Source organism: Leptotrichia sp. oral taxon 223, assembly GCF_013394795.1.
GTDB lineage: Bacteria > Fusobacteriota > Fusobacteriia > Fusobacteriales > Leptotrichiaceae > Leptotrichia.
Map to the genome: position 1 here is coordinate 316,701 of NZ_JABXYU010000004.1, position 22,085 is coordinate 338,785.

At 30.5% G+C, this 22,085-nt stretch carries 17 protein-coding genes; 4 read left to right on the forward strand and 13 right to left on the reverse strand.

Annotated elements, in window-relative coordinates; genetic code table 11:
- Positions 1–897 (reverse strand): haloacid dehalogenase-like hydrolase, encoded by an 897-nt coding sequence (locus HW275_RS11790; RefSeq protein WP_178936739.1) that lies wholly within the window; start codon positions 895–897, stop codon positions 1–3.
- A gap of 291 nt (positions 898–1,188) precedes the next feature.
- Here HW275_RS11790 and HW275_RS11795 point away from each other — a divergent pair, with 291 nt between their 5' ends.
- Positions 1,189–2,385, forward strand: coding sequence for a replication initiation protein (locus tag HW275_RS11795; protein WP_178936740.1), 1,197 nt, complete (start codon positions 1,189–1,191; stop codon positions 2,383–2,385).
- A gap of 81 nt (positions 2,386–2,466) precedes the next feature.
- Here HW275_RS11795 and HW275_RS11800 read toward each other — a convergent pair whose 3' ends face one another.
- The 3 genes from HW275_RS11800 to HW275_RS11810 all read right to left on the reverse strand — a co-directional run bounded on the left by HW275_RS11800 (position 2,467) and on the right by HW275_RS11810 (position 6,694).
- The gene (locus tag HW275_RS11800) at positions 2,467–3,138 is read right to left on the reverse strand and encodes an HAD family phosphatase (protein WP_178936741.1); all 672 of its coding nucleotides are present in this window, start codon (positions 3,136–3,138) and stop codon (positions 2,467–2,469) included.
- A gap of 102 nt (positions 3,139–3,240) precedes the next feature.
- Positions 3,241–4,980: an alpha-glucosidase gene (locus tag HW275_RS11805; RefSeq protein WP_178936742.1), complete on the reverse strand. Its 1,740-nt coding sequence runs from the start codon at positions 4,978–4,980 to the stop codon at positions 3,241–3,243.
- Positions 4,981–5,371: 391 nt separating this feature from the next.
- Positions 5,372–6,694 (reverse strand): 6-phospho-alpha-glucosidase, encoded by a 1,323-nt coding sequence (locus HW275_RS11810; protein ID WP_178936743.1) that lies wholly within the window; start codon positions 6,692–6,694, stop codon positions 5,372–5,374.
- Between the two features lie 230 nt (positions 6,695–6,924).
- Between HW275_RS11810 and HW275_RS11815 the strand changes: the two genes are divergently transcribed.
- A complete protein-coding gene (locus HW275_RS11815) occupies positions 6,925–7,632 on the forward strand; it encodes a GntR family transcriptional regulator (RefSeq protein ID WP_178936744.1) in 708 nt (235 codons plus the stop codon).
- Between the two features lie 214 nt (positions 7,633–7,846).
- Here HW275_RS11815 and HW275_RS11820 read toward each other — a convergent pair whose 3' ends face one another.
- From HW275_RS11820 to HW275_RS11860, 9 genes are all read right to left on the reverse strand, one after another.
- Positions 7,847–9,424, reverse strand: coding sequence for an alpha-glucoside-specific PTS transporter subunit IIBC (locus HW275_RS11820; protein WP_178936745.1), 1,578 nt, complete (start codon positions 9,422–9,424; stop codon positions 7,847–7,849).
- A 219-nt stretch (positions 9,425–9,643) separates the two neighbouring features.
- On the reverse strand, positions 9,644–10,435 hold the full coding sequence (locus HW275_RS11825) for an endonuclease/exonuclease/phosphatase family protein (protein ID WP_178936746.1): 792 nt from the start codon (positions 10,433–10,435) through the stop codon (positions 9,644–9,646).
- A gap of 39 nt (positions 10,436–10,474) precedes the next feature.
- Positions 10,475–11,605: an N-6 DNA methylase gene (locus tag HW275_RS11830; protein ID WP_178936747.1), complete on the reverse strand. Its 1,131-nt coding sequence runs from the start codon at positions 11,603–11,605 to the stop codon at positions 10,475–10,477.
- Positions 11,595–12,182, reverse strand: coding sequence for a restriction endonuclease subunit S (locus HW275_RS11835; RefSeq protein WP_178936748.1), 588 nt, complete (start codon positions 12,180–12,182; stop codon positions 11,595–11,597). The genes HW275_RS11830 and HW275_RS11835 overlap by 11 nt, the downstream gene beginning before the upstream one ends.
- Positions 12,183–12,399: 217 nt before the next feature.
- Positions 12,400–14,160, reverse strand: coding sequence for a hypothetical protein (locus HW275_RS11840; protein ID WP_178936749.1), 1,761 nt, complete (start codon positions 14,158–14,160; stop codon positions 12,400–12,402).
- 146 nt (positions 14,161–14,306) lie between these two features.
- Positions 14,307–15,959 (reverse strand): Hsp70 family protein, encoded by a 1,653-nt coding sequence (locus tag HW275_RS11845; RefSeq protein WP_178936750.1) that lies wholly within the window; start codon positions 15,957–15,959, stop codon positions 14,307–14,309.
- A 2-nt stretch (positions 15,960–15,961) separates the two neighbouring features.
- A complete protein-coding gene (grpE, locus tag HW275_RS11850; RefSeq protein ID WP_370464356.1) occupies positions 15,962–16,558 on the reverse strand; it encodes a nucleotide exchange factor GrpE in 597 nt (198 codons plus the stop codon).
- A 281-nt stretch (positions 16,559–16,839) separates the two neighbouring features.
- Positions 16,840–17,472, reverse strand: coding sequence for a DUF421 domain-containing protein (locus HW275_RS11855; protein WP_178936751.1), 633 nt, complete (start codon positions 17,470–17,472; stop codon positions 16,840–16,842).
- Between the two features lie 55 nt (positions 17,473–17,527).
- Positions 17,528–17,971, reverse strand: a complete 444-nt coding sequence (locus HW275_RS11860; RefSeq protein ID WP_178936752.1) for a DUF3290 family protein — start codon at positions 17,969–17,971, stop codon at positions 17,528–17,530.
- 592 nt (positions 17,972–18,563) lie between these two features.
- Between HW275_RS11860 and HW275_RS11865 the strand changes: the two genes are divergently transcribed.
- Positions 18,564–20,837 (forward strand): U32 family peptidase, encoded by a 2,274-nt coding sequence (locus HW275_RS11865; RefSeq protein WP_370464360.1) that lies wholly within the window; start codon positions 18,564–18,566, stop codon positions 20,835–20,837.
- A gap of 160 nt (positions 20,838–20,997) precedes the next feature.
- The gene (locus tag HW275_RS11870) at positions 20,998–22,083 is read left to right on the forward strand and encodes an O-antigen ligase (protein ID WP_178936754.1); all 1,086 of its coding nucleotides are present in this window, start codon (positions 20,998–21,000) and stop codon (positions 22,081–22,083) included.
- Positions 22,084–22,085: the final 2 nt, after the last annotated feature.

Consider the following 22,085-nt stretch of genomic DNA (forward strand, 5'->3'; position numbering starts at 1 on the left):
TTATCTGTCATTTGAAGCGGCAATCATTCTAATCGTGTGTCTTACACCTCTTATGGCTATTGACAGTTCCATTATATTCTCATAATTTGCAACTCCTGAATATCCCGCATCTCCAATATGCTGAATATCAACTCCTGCAATTTTATTCATTATCGCTATTTCCCTTATAGTTTCCCTTGTAGAACTTTCCTGACTCGTTCCTATCGCTGACATTGACAATGCTCCGTTTTCCTTAATAAATTTCACAGCCTTTATCATTTCACCCTGAGTAAATCCAGGCACTGTTCCCACAGCTGGAAGCATAATTACATCTGCCCCGCTTTCTATAAACTCTTTTACAGCTTTCAAATCTGCAACAGGCTCATCTACTCCTGCCGAGTGCATTTTCCCCGCTATTACCATTCCACTAAAATATTTTTTAGCCTGTTTTATCCCTTCTGAAATTCGACTATTTGTAACTCCTGTCCCAGGATTGCCTGTCAAACATACAAAGTCAAATCCCATTTCTTCTATTTTTTTCAATGTTGCCTCAGAACACATTCTTCCCTCAGGAATAATCTCTATTTCCTCCATCATATCTGCATTCAAGTCCACAGGTTCAAGATTTAGCCCTACTGGTCTACCTGTAAGTTTTTTCAAAAGTTTTATCGGCTCATCGCTTTCAGGCAAAGCCGCTATAACTGGATTATAAACATCCAGCCCATTCAGCAGTATAAGATCTGCCCCAAACGCTTTTGCCAATTCACTATTTGTAACGTCCCCCGTAACACTTCTTCTTCCTGCAACATTTTCTGACAATACTGTTCTTCCTTCACTTGCTTTAATTGCATTCTTTAAATCCTGTCCCGTCATTTTATTAAAATCACTAGTAAAACAACTTAATAACCTTTTTCCCATCTTTGTCTTCCTCCAATTTTAAATCTATCTTTAAATATTTTTATTTTTCACTATCGTTATACCCCACATTTTTCATTTTGTCAAAAAAATTTTTTAATTATTAATTTAATATTTTTTATATCATTTATTTTTATTTTAGTTGATTTTTTCCTTTATTTAAAGTATAATTACAGAAAGACGAAAATTTATATTATTTTTTCGTGGTTCTTAACATAATTTATAAATAATAAAATTTAATATAAAAATTAAACGAAACTTCTAATTTTTTTTTCGTTAGTCAGGAGAACAAAAATGAATATCTATTTTTCAGAAAAATTTACAAATTTTCAGAGCAATATTAAACTTGAATTTTCAAAAAAAATAACAAAAAATGAAAAAATATTTCTCAAATTGCTATTCTTTAGAATTGTTTCAGATTCCTTATTTTTAGAAAAAGCTGAAATCAGATTTGAAGAACTGCTTTCCACACTTGAATTTTCCTCAATTAATGATTTTACACCATTTTTTAATACTTTGTCAGAAAAACATATACTTTTTTCTACAGATACCCAACTTTCAGGTTCCTTTGGAATTATTTCATCTTTTATTTTGTATTCTGATTATTGCCAAATATTTTTCACTGAAGAATTTAAAAACTGCTTTTCTCTCAAAAAAAACTTTTTCTCACTTCTTGAGATTGAAAAATTTATTTTCATGACAGATTCCTTCTCATTCAGTTTTTATAACAATATTATTAAAAATTTTAAAGATAAAAAAGAAGTTTCTTTACCTGTTTCATTAGTAAAGACATACCTCAATGCAAATGATAAATACGAAAGGTTCTTTGATTTTGAAAAGCATATTTTAAAAAAAGCTGTACTAGATATAAACACTTTTACAGATTTCTCAGTTGAATACAAAAAGATAAAAGAGTGCAAAAAAGCAACAAACAAAATTATCTCAATAAATTTTTCCATAAATAAATCAAGACAATCTTACAAGCCTTATGACAACAAAATTTATAAAATGCTGGAACTTATCAGGGAAAAAATTTCCAATCCTGAGGAAATTTACCATTTATTTATGCTTTATGTGGCAAAGAGAGGATATAAATATGTCTATGACAATATAAATTATGCAAAAAATTCTTTTACTGAAGATTTTGAAAAAAATTTAAAAAAAGCTCTTATGCTTAACTTAGCCTCAAACAGCCTAAAACTTTATGTAAACGAACTAAAAACAGTTAAATCTCCGATAGTTCTATTTTACACTCTTACAAGAAAACTTAACAAAATTAAAAGACATTATCCAAAAATTGAAGAATTTATGCATAACTTCAAATTAAGAAATATTGATTCCATCAGCTATTTTAAAAATAACGACTCTTTTGAATTTTCAAACGAATATATCAGAATTTTTGTAAAATACTATTCTGATAAAAAGTCCATTATTGAAATATATCTTCCAAGCAACATTATTGAAAAAATGAAACTGGAAAATGAAATTTAATGTCATTAAACCATATTCAGAAAAACTGTCCAATATTCCTATTTTAGCAATAAAAGACAGTTTTTTTATTTGTTTCTCAAATTACAAATTATCTATTGATATTTCCGTAAAATCTTTTATAACATACGAAAGCCTGTCAATTGATAATAACTTATTGTTCTCAAGAGTCGAGGAAACAGCTATAATTTTTGCAGCATTTGCCCTTTTTGCCGCCTCTATTCCAAGTATCGCATCTTCAAATACTGCACAGTTCTCAATATCCACATTTATATTTTTTGCGGCTTTCAGAAAAATATCAGGCTCAGGCTTCCCTTTAAAGCTCCCGTCAGTATAAACAACTTTATTTATGTCAAACCATTTTCCCAAATCAAGATACTCAAAATAAAATTTTACATTGCTTAGAGGAGCACCCGTTGCTATCGTAACTGGAATACCGTCTTCTTTTAACTTATCAAGAAATTCTGGCAATCCTTTTACTAATTTGAACATTTTTTTATTTTTCAGGCACATATCTCGATACATGCTTTCCTTTTCTTCTCCCAATTTTTCAGCTTCTCCATCTGAAAAATCTCTGTTAAAAAAGTATGAAAGTACAGTTTTATTATTTCCACCATGAATGTACTTATGAATTTCTTCATTTGAAATTTCCCTATTTATCTTATTTTTCAGAAATTTTCTCCATACATTTTCCTGTAATTCACTGTCAAAAAGCATCGTCCCATTAAAATCAAATAATACTCCCTTTATTTTCATTTTTCCTCCTAATAATCAAAAAATATTGATTATTTTCATTTTTTTATTTTCCTCAAATTTCTGACAAAAAGTCCTTTTCCTTACTACAAGTAACCTTTACTGTTAAATTTGAACCAATAAACTTTGATACCCTTCCAGAACTAACACTTTGCCATCATTTTCAACATTCTCATAATTATTAATCAGAACATCTCCCAACTTAATTTCAACTTCATTAATGCTTCTTGCAATTTCACTCAATTTAACTTCTTGTTTCAATTCAGAAAAATTATTAATACAAAGAACTTTCTGATTTCCATATTTTCTCACATAAGCAATAATTTTTTCATTCTCCAACGGAACAGAAATAAAATCACCAAAAGTCAAGCAATCTGAATATTTCCCATTTTGTCGCAAATCTATCATTTTTTTGTAGTGTGAAAAAATTGAATTTTTGTCATTTATTTGGTCTGCTACATTTGTTGCAGCTTGGCTTCCTGTTAATTTTATCCACGATTTTGAATCTTTATCTTTTGAAAATCCAGCATTTTTACTGTTGTCCCATTGCATAGGCGTTCTTGAATTATCACGACTTCGTTTATTTACAAAATGCAAAGCTTCTTCAGATGAAAAACCTTCTCCTAAAGCCCGTTGATATTGATCTTTACTTGCAATGTCGTCAAATTCAGAAATATCATTTCTCACAAAATTATCCATTCCTATTTCCTGTCCCTGATAGATAAATGGAGTTCCACGCAAAAAGAAAAATAAATTTGCTAGTAGTTTAGCATTCAAAATATTTGCTTTTTTTCCAAAAAATTTATTCAAACTTCTTGGTGAATCATGATTTTCCAAAAATGGTGCTCCCCATCCATATTTTTGTTGCGTCAATTGACTTTTAAAAATTTTATCTCTCAATTCTACAGTCGGGATATCTCGCAATGAATAATAAAATCCATCTTTTGCCATATTTAAATCTGCATAGCTAAAATCAAAAATCATTGTGAAAAATCCATCTTCTCCAATGAAATCATTATATCTTTCATACTCAAGCTTCGGAGTTTCAGCTACAGTCATGCAGTTATATTTTTTAAAAGTTTCTTTTGCCAATTCTTCCAAAAATTCTTCAATTCCTGGCTGATTCAATGTGTACTTTATATTATCTGCAAGTCCATCTGCTCCATCAACAGGTAAATCTAAGTAATCCTTATCTTTTTTTATTGAATTTATGGCATCCACTCTAAATCCAGCTATCCCTTTTTCCAGCCAATAATTTACCATTTTGTAAAGCTCTTCCCTAACTTCAGGATTTTCCCAGTTTAAGTCAGGCTGTTTTTTTGAGAATAAATGCAAATAATACATTTCATTCCCATTTTCATCAGCTTCACCTTCAACTTTTTCCCAGGCAGAACCTCCAAAATGGCTTCTCCAGTTTGTCGGTGGCAATCCGTTTTCTCCTCTTTTGAAAATATAGTAATCTCTATATTTACTTTCAGGATTTTTCAATGCATCCAAAAACCACTCGTGCTCATCAGAAGTATGATTAATTACCAAATCTAGAATTATTTTTATTCCTCTTTTTTCAGCCTCTGTAATCAATTTTTCCAAATCTTCCTTTGTCCCAAATTCAGGATTCACATCGTAATAATCTGAAATATCATATCCATTATCATCCATTGGCGACTTAAATATCGGACAAATCCAAATAAGTGTTATCCCCAATTCTTTCAAATAATCCAATTTTTCTGTAATCCCATTCAAATCCCCAATTCCATCGTTATTACTATCATAAAAACTTCTTGGATAAATTTGATACCCAACTTCTTTTTTCCACCATTTTTTATCTAACTTTTTTGTATCCATATTTTTCTCCTTCATATTCAACAAAGTCATTTTTTTAAACCTGCCAATCTAAATATGCAGATTGACAGGCATTAAGGTGATGCCGATGATGAATTTTAACTATTTTTTACTAATAATCAAAAACAAAATGACTATAGCTATCAAAATAGTAAAATCCCAATTCATTTTTACCACCTCCATTCAGCGTGGATTCATTGTCAAGTTTGCATTCTTGACAATATAATATTATATCACAAAAAAAGACACTACTTCAATAGCAGTGCCTTTATTTTTGCAATTTATTTTACCGTACCACGCTGAATGGTTATTTTACTAAATAATTATATCATAAATCAAATAATATTTCAAGCACTAAAAATTTATTTCCATTTTAAAATTATTCAAATGTAATCTATTTCAATACTGGCCAGAAATCTTTATTAGCTTCAATTAAATCATCTAATATTGCTTTTGCAACAGATGCACTCGGTACAGTTCTTGACAATGTGATTGCTTGCCAAAGTTTTTGGTATGAACCTTCTATCCATGCTTCTACTGTCAATTTTTCAACTGATACTTGTTGTTCCATCAATCCTTTTTGGAATTGAGGGATTTTACCTTGAACAATTTTTTCAGGTCCATTTGAACCTACTATACAAGGTACTTCAACCATTGCAGTTGGATCAAAGTTTGAGATTGCTCCGTCATTTTCTACGATTAACAGCATTCTTTCTTTTGTGTTATAAGCGATTGCTCTTGCCAAGTCAACTATGTATGAAGCATGATCATCCACGTGAAGTTTACTGTCTTTTGCAGTTCCTTTTTCAGCAATTGCTCTACATTCTCCAAATACAAATTTTTCTCTTCCTTCCATTACTTCATTTGCTCTTGTGTGATTAGGATCTGAATGTTTCACTACGTAATCAGGGAAGAAATAATATTTCAGGTAAGTATTTGGCATTGTTGTAGGATCAATTGCAAATACATCTCTTGCTTTTGTAAATGTATCACTCCAGCTTGCTTCTGTATTTTCTCCTTCAATTTCCACATTATATCCAACTTTTGCAACTTTTTCTCTCAATGCAGGCATTAAGTCATTTCCTTTTTTATCTCTAATGTCTGTCCACCATCCAAAGTGATTTAATCCAAAGTATCTGATTACCATATCTTTTCTTGATTTAAGTCCAAGCATTTCAGCCATTCTTATTTCAATTCCGATTGGCATATCACAAATATTTAATATCTTAGAGTTTGGACGTAATCTTCTAGTTGCTTCTGCCACAATTGCCGCAGGATTTGAATAATTTAACATCCAAGCATTTGGCGAATATTTTTCCATATAATCAACTAACTCGATAACTCCACCAATTGAACGCATTCCATAAGCAATTCCTCCAGGTCCACAAGTTTCTTGTCCTAATACTCCGTGTCTTAAAGGTATTTTTTCATCTTTTTCACGCATTGCATACTTACCAACTCTTATATGCGCCATAACAAAGTCTATGTCAGTAAATGCAGTTTCAGGATCTGTTGTATAAACAAAGTTAATATCAGGCGCTTTTTCCTTTATAATAATATCACAAGCCTTTGCTATAACTTCCTGTCTTTGGGCATCATTATCGTAAAATTTTATCTGTCTAATCGGAAATTTATCTAAATTTTCAAGTAACATCAACACAATTCCTGGAGTAAATGTACTCCCTCCACCAGCTACTGCAATTGAAAATTTCTTCATAAATGATCATCTCCATTTCTATATTTTATTAATTTTTATTTCCTATTTACATTGCTATAATAACACAGTTTTTTTAAAAAGTCAATACTTTTATATAAATCTTTTTTTAAAATTTAAATGTATTATATAAACCTTTTATCTTTATTGCTATTTTCTTCTGTTTAGTGTATAATTAAGTTATAATACTTAAAATTAAACTTAAAAATTATACGAAAGGTTTATATAAACGAATGAACAAATATGAAAAAATATACCACGATATAAAAGAGAAAATTAAAAATGGTAAGCTGAAGCCTGGAGATTTCTTAAAAAAAGAAGATGATTTGGCACTAGATTATAATTTTTCAAAACTTACTGTGAGAAAAGCTCTTTCCATGCTAGAAGCAGAAGGCTATATTCAAAAAATAAAAGGGAAAAAATCCATTATACTTGAGAAAAAAAATCTGGAAAATATTTCTCTGACTTCCATTCAAACTGTGCAGGAACTCAATAAACTTCAAAATATTAATCTTGAAACTGACTTAATCAGCTTATATATTGTTCAAGGAGATAAAAAATTGATGAAAGAATTTCAAGTTTCTGAAAGTGCCGATTTTTACAAAGTTGTCCGTACTAATTCGTTAAACGGGGAAGTCTTAAATTATTCTACCAGTTTTTTTGATAGAAGAATCGTGCCTTTTCTAAACGAAGAGATAGCCAAGAAATCAATATATGAATATCTGGAAAAAGAACTTAAACTAAAAATATCCTATTCACGAAGAGATATAAAGTTTAGAAAAATCACCCCTGAAGAACAGGAATATTTTAAATTGAAGGATATTAATATGGTTGTTGTTATTGAAACTCACGCCTACCTCTCCAACGGCACTCTTTTCCAATATGAAACCATTATTCATCATCCCGAAAAATTTACTTTCACGGCTATTGCTAAAAGATAATTTATACTAAACCCTATTTAAAAAACAGAAATTATATTATATTTTATTTGCTAACAAGGGGCCTTGAACCCTTGCTAAAAAAATTCATAACTAACCTACTATCCAAATGGAAAATAGTATTAAATTTTATATAAAAAGAAAGAACTTTCTCAAGTCCTGTATTTTAAAACTTTAAAATTTTTGACTCTTGAAAATTCTTTCTTATTTTTATGTTCTATTTGATTAAGTTTTCAATTCTTTCTCTTACTTGTGGTACTGTTAAACCTATGATTACTTGAATAGCTGTACCTTTTCTAACTACACCATGAGCTCCGCCTGCTTTAAATGCAGCATCTTTTGCTAATTTTGTTTCATCTTTTACACTTACTCTAAGTCTAGTTGCACAGTTATTTAATTCTTCAATATTTTCTTTTCCACCTAATGCTTCAAGAATTATTATTGCCTGATCCATATATTGGTCATTTGAAGAACCAGAAGCTGCTCCACCTTCACCATGTTTAGCTCTATAATCAGCTTTTGTGTAAAGTTTCATTTCTTCATCTTCATCTTCTCTACCTGGAGTCTTTAAATCCATTTTTTGAATTAAGAATCTAAATACAAAGAAATATATTGCTGTAAATATCAACCCTATCACTATCTGAGCAATTACTGTTCCAGAGTGATTTTTAAACATTGGTATCCAGTTCAGGAATAGGAAGTCTAATAATCCTCCACCCATATTTCCAACTACTCCGAAAGTATACATTGTTGCTGCCATTGTTGCTGCCAGGAAAGCATGAACTGCAAATAATGCAGGAGCTATAAATAAGAAAGTAAATTCTAACGGTTCAGTTATACCTGAAACTACCGCTGTAAATACTATTGGTATTAATAATGCAGCTACAGCTTTCTTCTTATCAGATTTTGCAGTAGCATACATAGCAAGCGCTATCCCTGGTGCACCAAATATTTTTGAATTTCCGTGTAATGCAAATCCACCTTGCGGGAATAAAGATTTTAGTGGCTGAGTACTTTGAGCAAATTCTTTTATATGTTGAACCCAGTAAACTTGAATTCCATCAGGAACTGCTGCTGGACCGAACACAAACGGTGTATAAACAAAGTGATGTAATCCTGTTGGAATCAATATTCTTTCCAGGAATGTGTAAATCCATACTCCGAATACTCCTGAAGCTTTCATAAATCCTTGCATTGCACCGATTCCCATTTGAACTTTAGGCCAAATTAATACTGTTAAAAATGCACAAGGAAGCATAACTACAAACCCTACTATATATACAAATACCGAACCTTGGAACACTCCCAAGAAATCAGGTAATTTTTTATCAAAGTATTTGTTATGTAAATACACTACTAACGCTGCAATTAGAATACCACCAAATAAACTTGTATCTAATGTTGAAACTCCACCTATTCTGGCATATCCTGTTACCCCTTGTTCTACTAATTTTTCTGTATCTAGACCATAGAATACTTTTAATATTGCGGCTACAAAATAATTAAATGTTGTGTACAAAGCAAATGTTTCCAAACATGCCCTTGCATTTGTCTTTGTTGCCAAACTTATTGGTAATCCTATTGCAAACAATAACGGCATTTGTCTAAATACAGTCCAACCTCCTTCTGATATCACATACCAGAAATTATACCACACTGTACCTTCTTCAGCAATTTTTCCTACAACTTGTGTATTAGTAAATACAGAAGCCAATCCTACGACTATCCCTGTGAACGCAAATAACAGAACCGGTGCCATCATCGCTCCACCAAATCGTTGAACCTTTTTCATCATAGTTGAATACCTCCTAAAAAATTTTATATATTTGATTTATTTTTTCCTTATTTTAAGGATACCACACTTTTTCAAATTGTCAAGACATTTACGTATATCTTTTTTCAAAAATTTTTTCAAAAAAATAATCGCTATATTAAAAAACAGCGATTATTACTAGGTTTTTAGTTATTTAAAAATTATGGTTTCATTTTAAAATTATTATTCTTTAACTAAAAATTAAATTTCTATTTCCACTTTTATTCCAAAATGATCTGATACTACGCCTTTATTTTTACCATTAAAAATAACTTCACTTTCTTTTACTTTTATTTGCTTATTACTAAACATATAGTCTATTCTCTTTTTGGATTTATCTTGATCCCATCCGTCAATTCCCTTATCAACAGTTATTCCGCTGTCTTTTTTCTCAGCCATGACATATGTGTCATATAACCCTTGATTCACAATATTCTGATAGTCTTCTGGATTTCCATTGGCATCTGTGTTAAAATCCCCCATTAATATTTTTAAATTATCAGTTCTAGATCTTTTTAAAATACTTTGTAAATTTTCTCCCATATCTTCTGTTTCACAAGTTGGCAAATTCATATGGCAACTGTAAAATTCAATATCCTGCCCTTTGTAGTCAATTGTAATGCTTACAATCCTTCTTGCCGATATTGTTCGCACCGATTGTGCAAAAGTACAGTAAAACTCGTCTTCAGCCTTAATTTTATGCCTTGTTATTATTGCCACACCTTCATTATATTTTCCAAATCCTATGTGTGAGTTGCTCCAGTGATAATAATAGTCTGTGTCTGTATATTTCTGTAATGTTTCCAAAAGTACCCATCCATAATTCCCCTGTCTTATATCGTCAAAGATTACAGGATTATTCATAAGCTGGTTCACTTCCTGCATTGCTATCACATCATACTGCTTTTCCGCAATATCTCTTGCCAAAATATCAATTTTTTCCATTTGATTTTCTTCCAGCCATCCGTGGACATTAATTGTTAATAATTTCATAACTGCACTCCTTATATATTTATTTTAAGTTTATAAATTTTATTTTTGTTCTAAATATTTTTTTATAAGATTATCACATTTTTCTCTATTCTCAATCATCAAGTTATAGACATTGTCCTTTTCAGATTTCAATTCTTCCAGATCGACATATTCCTTTGTCTTAAAAACATAACTTAATATATCCAAATTGCAATCTTTTTTTAATACAGTTTCATTTGAGATTAATCTTGAAATACCATTTATTTCCTGTTTATTTCTAAAGATTTCCACTAACTGCCTATAATTTTCAGGTTTTATTTTTTCACTGCCCTTTTCAAAGAAATTTTGTGCCTGAATAAACAATATGTTATTTCTATTTGACTTATCATCATTAAAAATTATTACCTGATTTTTTAATGTCTTGTTAAAAGGCATAGAAACAACGCATTTTATTTTATCCATTTTTATAATTTCTTCTATTTTTTTGATTTTCATTAAATAAAAAGCATCTTTTTCAATCATTCCCTTTTTGTTATTTATCAAAAAGTCATACACTATTTTTTCAGTATTTTCTTCCTTTGTCAAAATTTTTACTACGTCTTTTGAATTTTCCAGATTTGCCATTGCGTTTAAAATTTCAATAATTGCATTTTTTTCGTTTTTATTTATCTTTTCACCATAAAAGTTATTATTATCAAAAAAATCATTGTTATATAAAATTTCATTTTTCTGAATATTTAAAAACTCTGCAGATAACTGGTTAATACTTTCGTCGTGCATAATGGACATATTGATTACGCCATCTGTGTAATTTTTGACTATTTTTACGTATCTTCCCCTTAAAATATCCAGTTTTAAGTCCATTTCCGACTGCTTCAAAGTTTCAATAAATTCTTCCATATCAGGAAAATTAACTATAAAGTCATATATTCCAGCAAACATGTCTATTTTAGCTGATAATTTTTCTATATTTTCTAAATATGTACTTTTGGCAGCGTATTCAAATCCCAAATTATTTAAATATTCCAAAAATAAATAGTTGTCATCACGTAAATTTTCCAATTCTTCGCTCACAACCTTACTTACAGAAATCGTATATAAAAGAAGCGACATTTTAAAAATTTCTAATTTTTGATGATGTTTATTATTTTCCAGCTCTTCTATTACAAGTTTAAAAAATTTATTCTTCATTTATTATCACCTTATTTTCTGCCAGAATTTTTTCCTCGATATATTTCTTTTTTAGCTGTAAATATTCTATTGTGCTTTCTTCTTCCATTTCAAAATTGTTTATTATTTCCACCATTTCATCTTGCACTTCCCTTTCAGGCAAGTCTATGTCAAGTTCCACTATATCTGTCTTATTAACTGCCCTTACAGCGCTCATCGTCTTATATTTTTTTTCAAAGTAAAGCAGCAGCAGCTCTGTTTTCAAAAGCCATTGCAAATATTTTGGATTTATCTTTTCATTTGCCCTTAAAATGAAGTAAAGCGTGGCTGGCAGGACATTTTCATAATCCCTGTCCACATATACGACTTCTATTTTGCTCCCCTTTGCCTGAAACAGCACATCGTTCTTTCTTACAAAATATTTTTCATTTATTTTATTTTTTCCATTCCGGTATCTTTCTGGAACTTCCGCATTTTCAAAACTTTCTATCTTTCCATTATTTACAAGCGTTGGATTTAATAAAAGATAGCCAGTTTTTGAATCAGCTGTTTTTACATTTAATGGTGCTATTATATCTACATTATCCCCTAGCTTCATTTTTTCACTTCCTTTTTCTGATCATACTCGAACCTTTTCAAAATCAAACTGCTAAAATTAATTAAACTTACGGTTCCAGTAAAATAATTATAACTTTTGCATTCAGTTTTAAAGTGGCATTACCATACTGCTTCTGTAAATATTATACCATAAAAAAATATGGAATACTATAAGATAATCCTTTTTTATTCATATATAAATTTAATGATCTTTCGTTTTACTTATTTTCATTAATTTTTGTAAAATCAGTAAAGCATCCTTTATTTTCTTTAATATGCACATCTTCGTCCGCACTGTTTTTATTTTTAAAGCTTACAACATCTTCAGCATTCTGAACAAATAATGTCGTGCCTTTAGCTTTTAACTTTACTCCGCACTTAAATTTAAAAACTCTGTCCTTCACTCCATTTTCCAGCAACATATCGTATCTTTTTCTAGGAAATTTCTGTATGACTAATGAAGTATAATTTCCTATACTGCTGTTTCCTGTTACTGCCGTCTGTCCCAAATATGTGTCTGTCTTTCCGCTATAATAGAGATTATTTGTCGTGACAGAAAAATTAGCGGACGGATTTAAAGATATTGTTTTTTCTTCTCCCTCAGTTGAAACTACATTTCCGTTATTTGATACTGCATTTTCCTGATTTTGCTGAGTTTCAGAAGAAGATAGCGATGTTGCCGCCAAATAAACTAAAATGCAAATTAATATTCCTGAAATTATTAAAAAAATAGCATTTATACTATTTTTACTATTATTTTGCACATATGTCCCCGCCTCATTTCTTTTGGCATTTCTTGAATTTTTCTTTGCTTGTTTTACTGTATTATTATCTTTATTTTCCTGTCGCCTTTCCCGCCTCACTTCGTCCAGTTTTTCCTGCAATACAGTAATTGAAGAATTTTCAGCCCAGTACAGCTTCGCATCATTCAGATATTTCTGCGCTTCTGCAAATTTTGATTTTTTTATAGCCCTCAAAGCCTCAATACATAAATCTTCCGATTTTTCAGCATATCTGTTTTGCTTTGCCGCTCTTTCAGGATTATCATTTTTGTCTGGCAGGATAAGATTATTCTCAGCCATATATGGTATCTTATTTTCTTTACAGAATCCAATTACAAGGCTTTGCGCTTCATTCTTATTTTTTACTATTTTTTCGATTTCTCCAGTAAATTTATCAACAGGAACCTTATTTTTCGTCAAATTATAAACTTGCTCTATTTTTTCTAATTCCTTATGCACTTTCAAATATTTTAAATGTTCCAGATAATCATCATATTTCTTTATTTTATCTTTATGCTTTAATATTAATTCACAGGCGCTGAACAGCTTCTTTTTGGCAGAAGTTTCATTATCAAATTTAATCAGTTTTTTCCGATTATCGTCTATTTCCTTTTGTGTCAAAGTTTTTATATCCAGCCCCTCAGAAATCAGAAAATCATACAAATTATCTTTGCTCAGTATTTCTAGGTATTTTCCAAACGCTGAAAATTCGTAAAATTCATTAAATTTTATATGAACATATTTCAAAAATTTCTGATATATTTTTTCATCATATTCTTTTGGCTCTATTTTTCGCTCTATTTTTTCTATCCGTTCCCGTACAAGATTCTCTTTACGTCGAGTTTTTTTTGCAATTTCCGTCACTATTTCTTCAGTAATTGCAACCCCGTTAAGATATTTCAGAAAATCGTCTATCGGTTTAAACAGTCTTTGCTGAGCATCTTTTATAAGTTCTTTCCTTCTAGCTTCATTTAGCATTTCTTCCCGTATAATTCCACTTTTTGCCAAATTATTATATTTTTTATATTTTTTCCCATCAAAAGGATCGCTCTCTTTTGCCAGCCAATGCCGCTTTTTTTCTTCAATTCTGGCTTCTATCCTTTTTTCATTTTCTTCGGGAACTGGATAATATTCCAATTCAAGTATTTCATACCAGTTATTTTGTATTTTTGCCAATTCTTTACTCTCTTCTGCCATTTTTTAAGATACGCCTCCTTTCATAGTAAAAATATTTTAAAATCAAAATTATAAAATTAGAATTATGTTATCCAGACTTTAAATTTATTTAATTTTCTGCTAATTTAATTCTAGAAAATTTGAGTATTACTTTTGTATAAATTTTATTACAGCACGGCTATTCCCTGTGATTTTTGTGTCAATCTTTCCAGTTCTTCCTTCGTCATCACGCCTTTTGTTTCAAATGTTACATTAACTTGCTTATTCCCAGTCTTATCCAGCCCCTTAACTTCCAAAATTCCTTCCTTGTTTAATTTAAGCGTGATTTCAACTGGTGAGCCGGCAGGCGTATTTTTTGGTAATTCCAATATCGCATTCCCTATTTTCAAATCCTCATCCACTTCAAAATATTTATCCATATAGTCATTTTCGTATATTTCAATATCAACTGTCGCCTGATTGTCATAAAGAGTGCTGAAATTCCCTGACACTTCCAAAAACCCGCTAGGCATCGCCTCATTTTTTATAATCATATTAAAACAGCTTTTGATGCCTTCCCTGTTTTCCACCTTTACCGCAAAACTTTTTGTAGTTGCTATTACAATCTCTCTTGTATTTCCACCAATGCTCATCATTTCAGGAGAAAATGTTAAATTTTCCTTGTAATCCTGTGCCTTCAGTTCCTTTTCATTGCCATTGACTGTAACTTTTACTTCCTCGTTTGACTCAAAGTCCTTTGCTGTAAGGCTTTTCTGATTATTCACATAAACATTCACGGCGTGAATTGCCGCCCCTTTTGCCACAGCCTCATCCGGCTCAAGAATCTTGATTTCAATTTCTCCAAAATTTTTGGCAAGTGCCTTCTTAACTTGAGGCATTCTCGTAGAACCACCAACTAAAAGAATCTCATCAATCACATCATAACCTTTATTTTTCGCAACTTCAATGGCTTCCTTTGTCTTTTTCAAAGTTTCATTTAACAAGGCAGACGTTATTTTATCAAACTCATCTCTAGTTACAGTCACTTTTTCCCTGTTTCCCATGACTTCCAGCATATCTCCAGCCTGACTTCTTGAAGTTAATTGTTTTTTTATCTTTTCCGCCTTCAATCGCAGATCCTGTTTTGCATATTCGTCAAATTCAATATCATAACCTATTTTTTCAACAAACTGGTCAGCCAGATACCCTATAAGTACCTCATCCCAGTTTTTCCCGCCTAAATCATGATCTCCATCAGAACAGATAACCTCAATTTTATCAGCACTTATCCGCATAATCGTCACATCGAATGTTCCACCACCAAGATCATATACTAAAATTATCTTCTCATCCTGTTCCTTTGCACATCCGTAATACAGTGCCGCAGCTGTCGGTTCACTTATAATTTCCAGTACATTCAGTCCTGCTATTTTACCTGCATTTTTTGTGGCCGTACGTTCTGCTGTTCCAAAATAGGCTGGACAAGTTATTACAACATCCCTGACTTCCACTCCGAGCTGCTCAGAAGCGTCCTGAGTCAATTTTCTCAAGATGAATGCAGATATTTCCTCAGGAGTTTTATCTTCCCCCTCATAATTAATCGCAAAATCAGTTTTCCCCATCAGCGTCTTTACGAGCATAACTGTGGTTTCGGGATTTAATACCGCCTCAGCCTTTGCATCAGCGCCGACGATAACATTATCCCCTTCAAATGCAACTACAGATGGAGTTATATTGTCCCCGTCATTATTTTTTATTACTTCAGCCCTCGCCGTATCATCTACACGTGCTATACATGAATACGTTGTTCCCAAATCAATTCCAAAAACATATTTTGACATTTTTATTCTCCCTTCATCTTATCCTTTTCTTCATCTTTATTATGAATATAAACTTCCACTTTTTCAGGCAAAATCACCCTTCCTTTGTGCATATACCCACTGCTTGAAATATTATAAATTTTCCCATGCAGCTCTTCATCTGAAGTTTCAATTTTTTTTATTATTTTTTGCCTTTTTGCATCAAAATCGATATTTTCTCTATTCCCTGTTTCATAAATTTCTATATCATTATTTTCAAGAATAATCTCAATTTCCTCAATATAGCTTTGAAGCAGTTTCAACTTTTCCTCATCTGTCTTTTTACAAAAATTTCCCACACCTTTTTTCATGCTTTCCCTCATATTTATCAGATCCAATATAAGCGGTTTTACAAGCTGAAAATGCAAATCATTCCTATATTTCTGAATCTCCTCGTGAAGTTTATCTGCGATTTCCTTTTCAAAACTTGTACTCTGGATTTTTTTCAGAAATAATTCATTCATTCCGTTCAGTTTATCACTAATACTTCCAACATTTTCTAATATTTCATCAATTTTATCGTCACTATTCTTAACTTCCAAGTCAGCTTTCCCTTTTTCTTCCATCTCTTCCTTTTCCACAATTTTTCATCCTTTCTCAGCAGTTCAAATATTTTCTAAACTTTACTTTATCGAGGTGAAAATTCAATAATATTTAAAGATTACGGTAAAATTTATTTATATATTAATATTTCCAATAGTTTAAAACTAAGAATATATTTAATAATTGTCTTAATTATAGCATATTCATTATTAAATTTCATTAACTTTTTTCTCAAACACAAAAAAACATATTTACAATAAAAAATACTCAAACAATAATTTGCACTACTATTCGAGCATTCTTTTTAATTAAACTTTTTCTACTTCTTCACAATGAAAAGTTTATCATCATTACTGTATTCAACTAGAAAAACGTCATCAATATCAGAAATATTATATTTTTCCAGCTCTTCCCGCAGCCACTTGTCATCTTTTCCAATATGTTCCAAGTTTTCTTCCAAGATTTTTCCTTCTGAAATTAACAGGTTTGAATAATTTTCATCATTTTTTTGTATAACAATTAACTGTCCATTTGATTCCATAAATGCATCTTCAATATCTGATATTTTAAAAATTCCTTTTGTCCTTAATTTTGTGTAAAAATCAGGAATAGAAAGAGTTGCCTGAGCAAAATTTTCTGTTATCATTTTTCCACCTTTTATTAAGTATACGATTTGTCCGTCTATCATTTTTTTTACATTCTTGTTTGAATTTTTTAGAAAATCTATCGTTGTCATTAACAGTCCCCATATTAAAAGAACTATTAGGAATTGGACTATTGTTATACTCGGATTGTAAATTACACCACCAATGATTCCCCCAAGAACATAGTTACCTATCTGATCTTCTGTTGAAGTTGGTGCCAGCTGGCTTCGTCCGTTTAAATTCATAAATACTACCAAGGCAATAAATCCGATCGTAAGTTTTATCGCCACAGGAATTATAAAATCCAAATTACATCATCTCGCTTTCTTTATTATCTTTCGCTTTTAAAAATAAAAAGTTTCACTATTCTTTAAACGTTTTAATTTCATCTACATAAGGAACCGTCATTTGTTCAACCAGAATATTATTGTCAACCCAATGAATCTGATAAAACTTATCCCTTATTTTATAAACTGTATGTTCTGTTATTTCAGGAGTATTTATAAAAATCTCATTTTCTCCAACTTTAAATTTTTCAGCCAATTTTTTAATAACGCTTGCCGAATTTTTATAAACTTTTTCCTGATTATTTTTAGCTCTATAATTTTCAAAATGATACAAGCTAAATAAAAAAATCATCATCAAACCAAGCATACTAAGCTGTTTATCTCTCAAAGAAATGCTCCCTTTAAACCATTTCCAGAATGTAAATAATACAAATGCAATCACAAAAATAATTATAACAAGAAAAAACTTATCAATTACAAGCTTTTTATTCTCTAAATAAATAAAATTATAAAATTCCATATTTTTAACATTCTCTCCTTTCTCCATAATTTATTTATCATAATAATATCATCTTTTTCTCATAAAATAAAGGTTTTTATAAAAAAATAATTTAAATTTCGAAATATACTTTAATTAAATTTAATCATTAAGTATCCATCTTAAGGACTTTTATAATTTTATTTAATAAGTTATGATTAATAATAGTTTTTTCTATTTTTTATTCAATTTTTTTGGAATGAAAACGACTGTCTGAGCGTCAGCGAGTTTCGTTTTTATTTCAAAAAATGCTTAGACGAGCCAGGGATGCAAGGGAAATGGCGACTGATTTCCCTTGCTTGTATAAAAAGAAAAAACATAGAATATATGAAAAACATTTATTACTAATAAGCAGTTTTTCAAATTCTGAATAAGAATCCCTTATATGGATACTTAAAAATTAGATTTTATTTTTTTTATAAGGCTATCAAATTAATTGTTATAGAATTTTATTTTAAAAAATAAATTGGAAAAAAATAACAAATTTGATATAATATACAAAGATGAAAAATTTGGATAAAATGGAGAGAAATTTAAATTGGAAGAAGCAATAGATTTTGATAAAAAAAGAAAAATGAATATTTTGGCACCAGCCGGTAATTATGAAAAGCTGGTTGCAGCTGTGAAAGCTGGGGCTAATGAGGTATTTTTCGGGCTGAAAGGGTTTGGAGCGAGAAGGAATAACGAAAATTTGGCTATGCAGGAAGTGTTTAACGGGATTGACTATGCTCATTCACGTGGGGTAAAGACGCTTATAACTTTGAATACAATTTTGAAGGACAGCGAGATTAACAGCATGTATAATAATGTCAAAAGAGTTTATGAACACGGGATTGATGCTGTTATTGTACAGGATTTGGGATTTGTGAAGTTTTTGAAGGAAAATTTTCCAGATTTAAAGATTCATGGAAGTACCCAGATGACTGTGGCAAATCACGTAGAAGCCAATAAACTAAAGGAATTAGGACTTACCCGTGTCTGCCTTGCAAGAGAACTTTCCTTTGAAGAAATAAAAAGCATTCGTGAAAAAACTGACATTGAACTGGAAATATTTGTTTCAGGCTCACTTTGTATTTCCTATTCTGGAAACTGCTATATAAGCAGCTTTATTGGCGGAAGAAGTGGAAACCGTGGACTTTGTGCCTATTCCTGCCGTAAGAAGTTTACAGATGAAAATGGGGAAAGTGCTTATTTTTTAAGCCCAAACGATCAGTTATTGCAGGAAAAGGAAATCAATATGTTGAAGAATATTGGAATTGATGCGATAAAAGTTGAGGGACGAAAAAAATCGAGCGAGTATGTTTATGAAACTGTAAGCTATTATGACAATATTTTAAAAGGTACTCCACGTCCGACAGAAAGTTATAAGTTATTTAACCGTGGATATTCAAAAGGATATTTTTATTTGGATAACAAACTTATGAACTTTAAATATTCCTCAAATTTTGGATATTTTCTTGGAGCGAGAATTGGTGAATCGAATAATTTTAAAATTGATGATGAACTTATTTTAGGAGATGGAGTTCAATTTGTGGATGAAAATTTTGAGCAAATTGGCGGAGAATATGTAAATAAAATTCGGATTATTGAAGCTGTAGAAAATGGAAATTCTGAAAAGAAAAATAAAAAACAGAATGAAAAACGTAATAATAAGGAAAAAATCTCAAAAGCTGACAGATTCGATATTGTTTTCATTGGAAAATTACCAAAAGGGACAAGATATATTTACAAAAATTATTCCAAAGAAATTAATGACAGAATTATCCATAATATAAAAGTTTCCAAAAGATATGCGGCTGTTAATGCGACATTACTTGCAAAAAAAGGGCAGAAATTCGAGCTTACGCTGGAAATTGAAAATTTGAAAAATGAAATAATTTCTGTTACAAAAAAAAGAAATATTATTGAGCAAGATGCAAAAAAATTGATTACAAAAGAGCAAATTGCTGAAAAAATTGGGGAACTTGGAGATACGACATTTGAGCTTGGGAAAATTCAGATTGATTATGATGGGACTTCATTTATTCCGTTTAGTGAGCTGAAAACTCTGAAAAGGGAATGTGTTTCGGAACTTTTGGAAAAATTGCTTGAATCTTACAAAAGAACGGCTATTGAGCGAAAAAAATACGATTTTGAAACAAATAAAAATTCTGAAAATATGGAAAGTGGGAAAGATAAAAATAGCAAAAAGCCTATCATTTCTGCACTTGTTACAAATGACGAACAGGAAAATGTCTGTCGTGAAATGGGGATAACAAAAGTTTACAGAAAACAGTTTGACGTTGCAAAGGAAAAGAATTTGTCTAAAACAAATAAAATAAAAATAGGTACAAATTTAGCCTCCAATCTTTATCAGGCAATTATGGGAGAAAAAACTGGAGTAAAAGGGCAAACGCTGGACTGGAACTTAAATGTTTTCAACAATCATGCAATTGAGATGTTTTCCAGCTTTAAAAATCTTGAAACTGTATTTTTATCGCCAGAATTAAGTTATCGGCAACTAAAAAACATAAAATCTGACAAGTTGAAAAAAGGGCTTGTAATTTATGGCCATCTAAAAGGAATGTACATCGAGCATAAAATTTTTGATAAGGAATACAAGGAGCTGGAAGGAGAATTTTATGATAAGTACAAGATTGTAAGAAATGAACTTGATAATATTGAACTTTATTTGGATAAGCCGATGAATCTGATACCAAGGCTGGATGATATTTATGAGCTGAATTTGGATGAATTAAGACTGGACTTTACGTTTGAAAAGGCAGATGAAGTGAAAAAGATTATTAAAAGTATTGATACAAAAAGTGGAAAATACACTCCTTATGCCTTTGAGCAGGGAGTTTTATAAAAAATTTTGAATATATAGCAATTCTAGTTTAAAACGAGAGCAGAAAGTTGGCTATATCTATAGTCCATTGTTTTTTACATATTTTTACTCCAATTTTTAAATGGATTGGCTATAATTTTAAAGATGTTTTACTATCTTATTATAACTATAAGGAGGAAACTTGGAAACAAAAAATCAGAAATATTTGGAAAAATTGTATTTACTTTTGGGTGCATCAATTTTTATACATTATGTTTTAGTTATTTTATTTAGCATTTTAATATTGGTAAATATTTTTACAACTGGAGAATACAAAAAAATATTTAAGGACAAGTCGCTTATTACGGTGGGAATTGTTTTAGGATTTTCACTTATAACTTCCGCCTTTTATAAAAATATTTTAGGGTTAATCGCAATTCCAATATTTTTGTGCATTGTAGTTGGGCGTTACTATACGTTAATTGTGGATGTGAATTTTAAAAAAAATAATTTGGAATGGATGGCAAAATTTTCTGGAATATCGCTTTTTGTCGGAATTGGAGAATTTTTATTCACACACAGTAGAATTGGCTATTTTGGGTATCTTAATCCAAATTATTTGGGAAGCATTATGATGATGTCAGCAATTATAAATTTATATTTTACTTTTGAAAAAAAATCAAAAATTAATTTTGCCATATTTTTAATGAATATTCTGACAATACTGCTGACTGGCTCAAGATCCTCACTAATTGCTGCAGTTCTTGGAATATTTGTATTATTTTTCTACTTTTTACGAAGAAGATATTTTGCTGGGTGCATTTTAGCACTTCTGTCATATATTCTAGGGGTAGTGTCAGGAATTTTCCCATTCTTGCGGGAAAGCACATTAATAGAATATTTCTGGCTAAGGGTGGAAATTATTGATATGGCATTCAGAATTTTCAAGAAAACAAACATTCTGTACGGACACGGAAACTTTTTTTACTACAAATTTACAAATTACGTATATCCGCATTCGCATAATGCGCTTGTAGAACTGCTTTTAAGTTACGGACTAATCGGAACAATAGCTTTACTTACCGTATTTTTACGCTACCTATACGATATTTTGAGAAATGACAGAAATAATGTGTTAAAAATTGCTCTGATTGCTGGAATTGTAATTCATAATTTTACTGATTTTGCAATTTTCTGGGTACAAACTGTACTGCTGTTTATTATGGCTTTAGCTTACAGGGAGCAAAACGAACAGATACGTGGCTACAGACAGAAACGAAATAAATAAAT

Excerpts from the sequence above, each read along its gene's own strand:
- HW275_RS11790 (WP_178936739.1), bottom strand. The coding sequence starts at position 897 with ATGGGAAAAAGGTTATTAAGTTGTTTTACTAGTGATTTTAATAAAATG.
- HW275_RS11795 (WP_178936740.1), top strand. The coding sequence starts at position 1,189 with ATGAATATCTATTTTTCAGAAAAATTTACAAATTTTCAGAGCAATATT.
- HW275_RS11800 (WP_178936741.1), bottom strand. The coding sequence starts at position 3,138 with ATGAAAATAAAGGGAGTATTATTTGATTTTAATGGGACGATGCTTTTT.
- HW275_RS11805 (WP_178936742.1), bottom strand. The coding sequence starts at position 4,980 with ATGGATACAAAAAAGTTAGATAAAAAATGGTGGAAAAAAGAAGTTGGG.
- HW275_RS11810 (WP_178936743.1), bottom strand. The coding sequence starts at position 6,694 with ATGAAGAAATTTTCAATTGCAGTAGCTGGTGGAGGGAGTACATTTACT.
- HW275_RS11815 (WP_178936744.1), top strand. The coding sequence starts at position 6,925 with ATGAACAAATATGAAAAAATATACCACGATATAAAAGAGAAAATTAAA.
- HW275_RS11820 (WP_178936745.1), bottom strand. The coding sequence starts at position 9,424 with ATGATGAAAAAGGTTCAACGATTTGGTGGAGCGATGATGGCACCGGTT.
- HW275_RS11825 (WP_178936746.1), bottom strand. The coding sequence starts at position 10,435 with ATGAAATTATTAACAATTAATGTCCACGGATGGCTGGAAGAAAATCAA.
- HW275_RS11830 (WP_178936747.1), bottom strand. The coding sequence starts at position 11,605 with ATGAAGAATAAATTTTTTAAACTTGTAATAGAAGAGCTGGAAAATAAT.
- HW275_RS11835 (WP_178936748.1), bottom strand. The coding sequence starts at position 12,182 with ATGAAGCTAGGGGATAATGTAGATATAATAGCACCATTAAATGTAAAA.
- HW275_RS11840 (WP_178936749.1), bottom strand. The coding sequence starts at position 14,160 with ATGGCAGAAGAGAGTAAAGAATTGGCAAAAATACAAAATAACTGGTAT.
- HW275_RS11845 (WP_178936750.1), bottom strand. The coding sequence starts at position 15,959 with ATGTCAAAATATGTTTTTGGAATTGATTTGGGAACAACGTATTCATGT.
- HW275_RS11860 (WP_178936752.1), bottom strand. The coding sequence starts at position 17,971 with ATGGAATTTTATAATTTTATTTATTTAGAGAATAAAAAGCTTGTAATT.
- HW275_RS11865 (WP_370464360.1), top strand. The coding sequence starts at position 18,564 with ATGAATATTTTGGCACCAGCCGGTAATTATGAAAAGCTGGTTGCAGCT.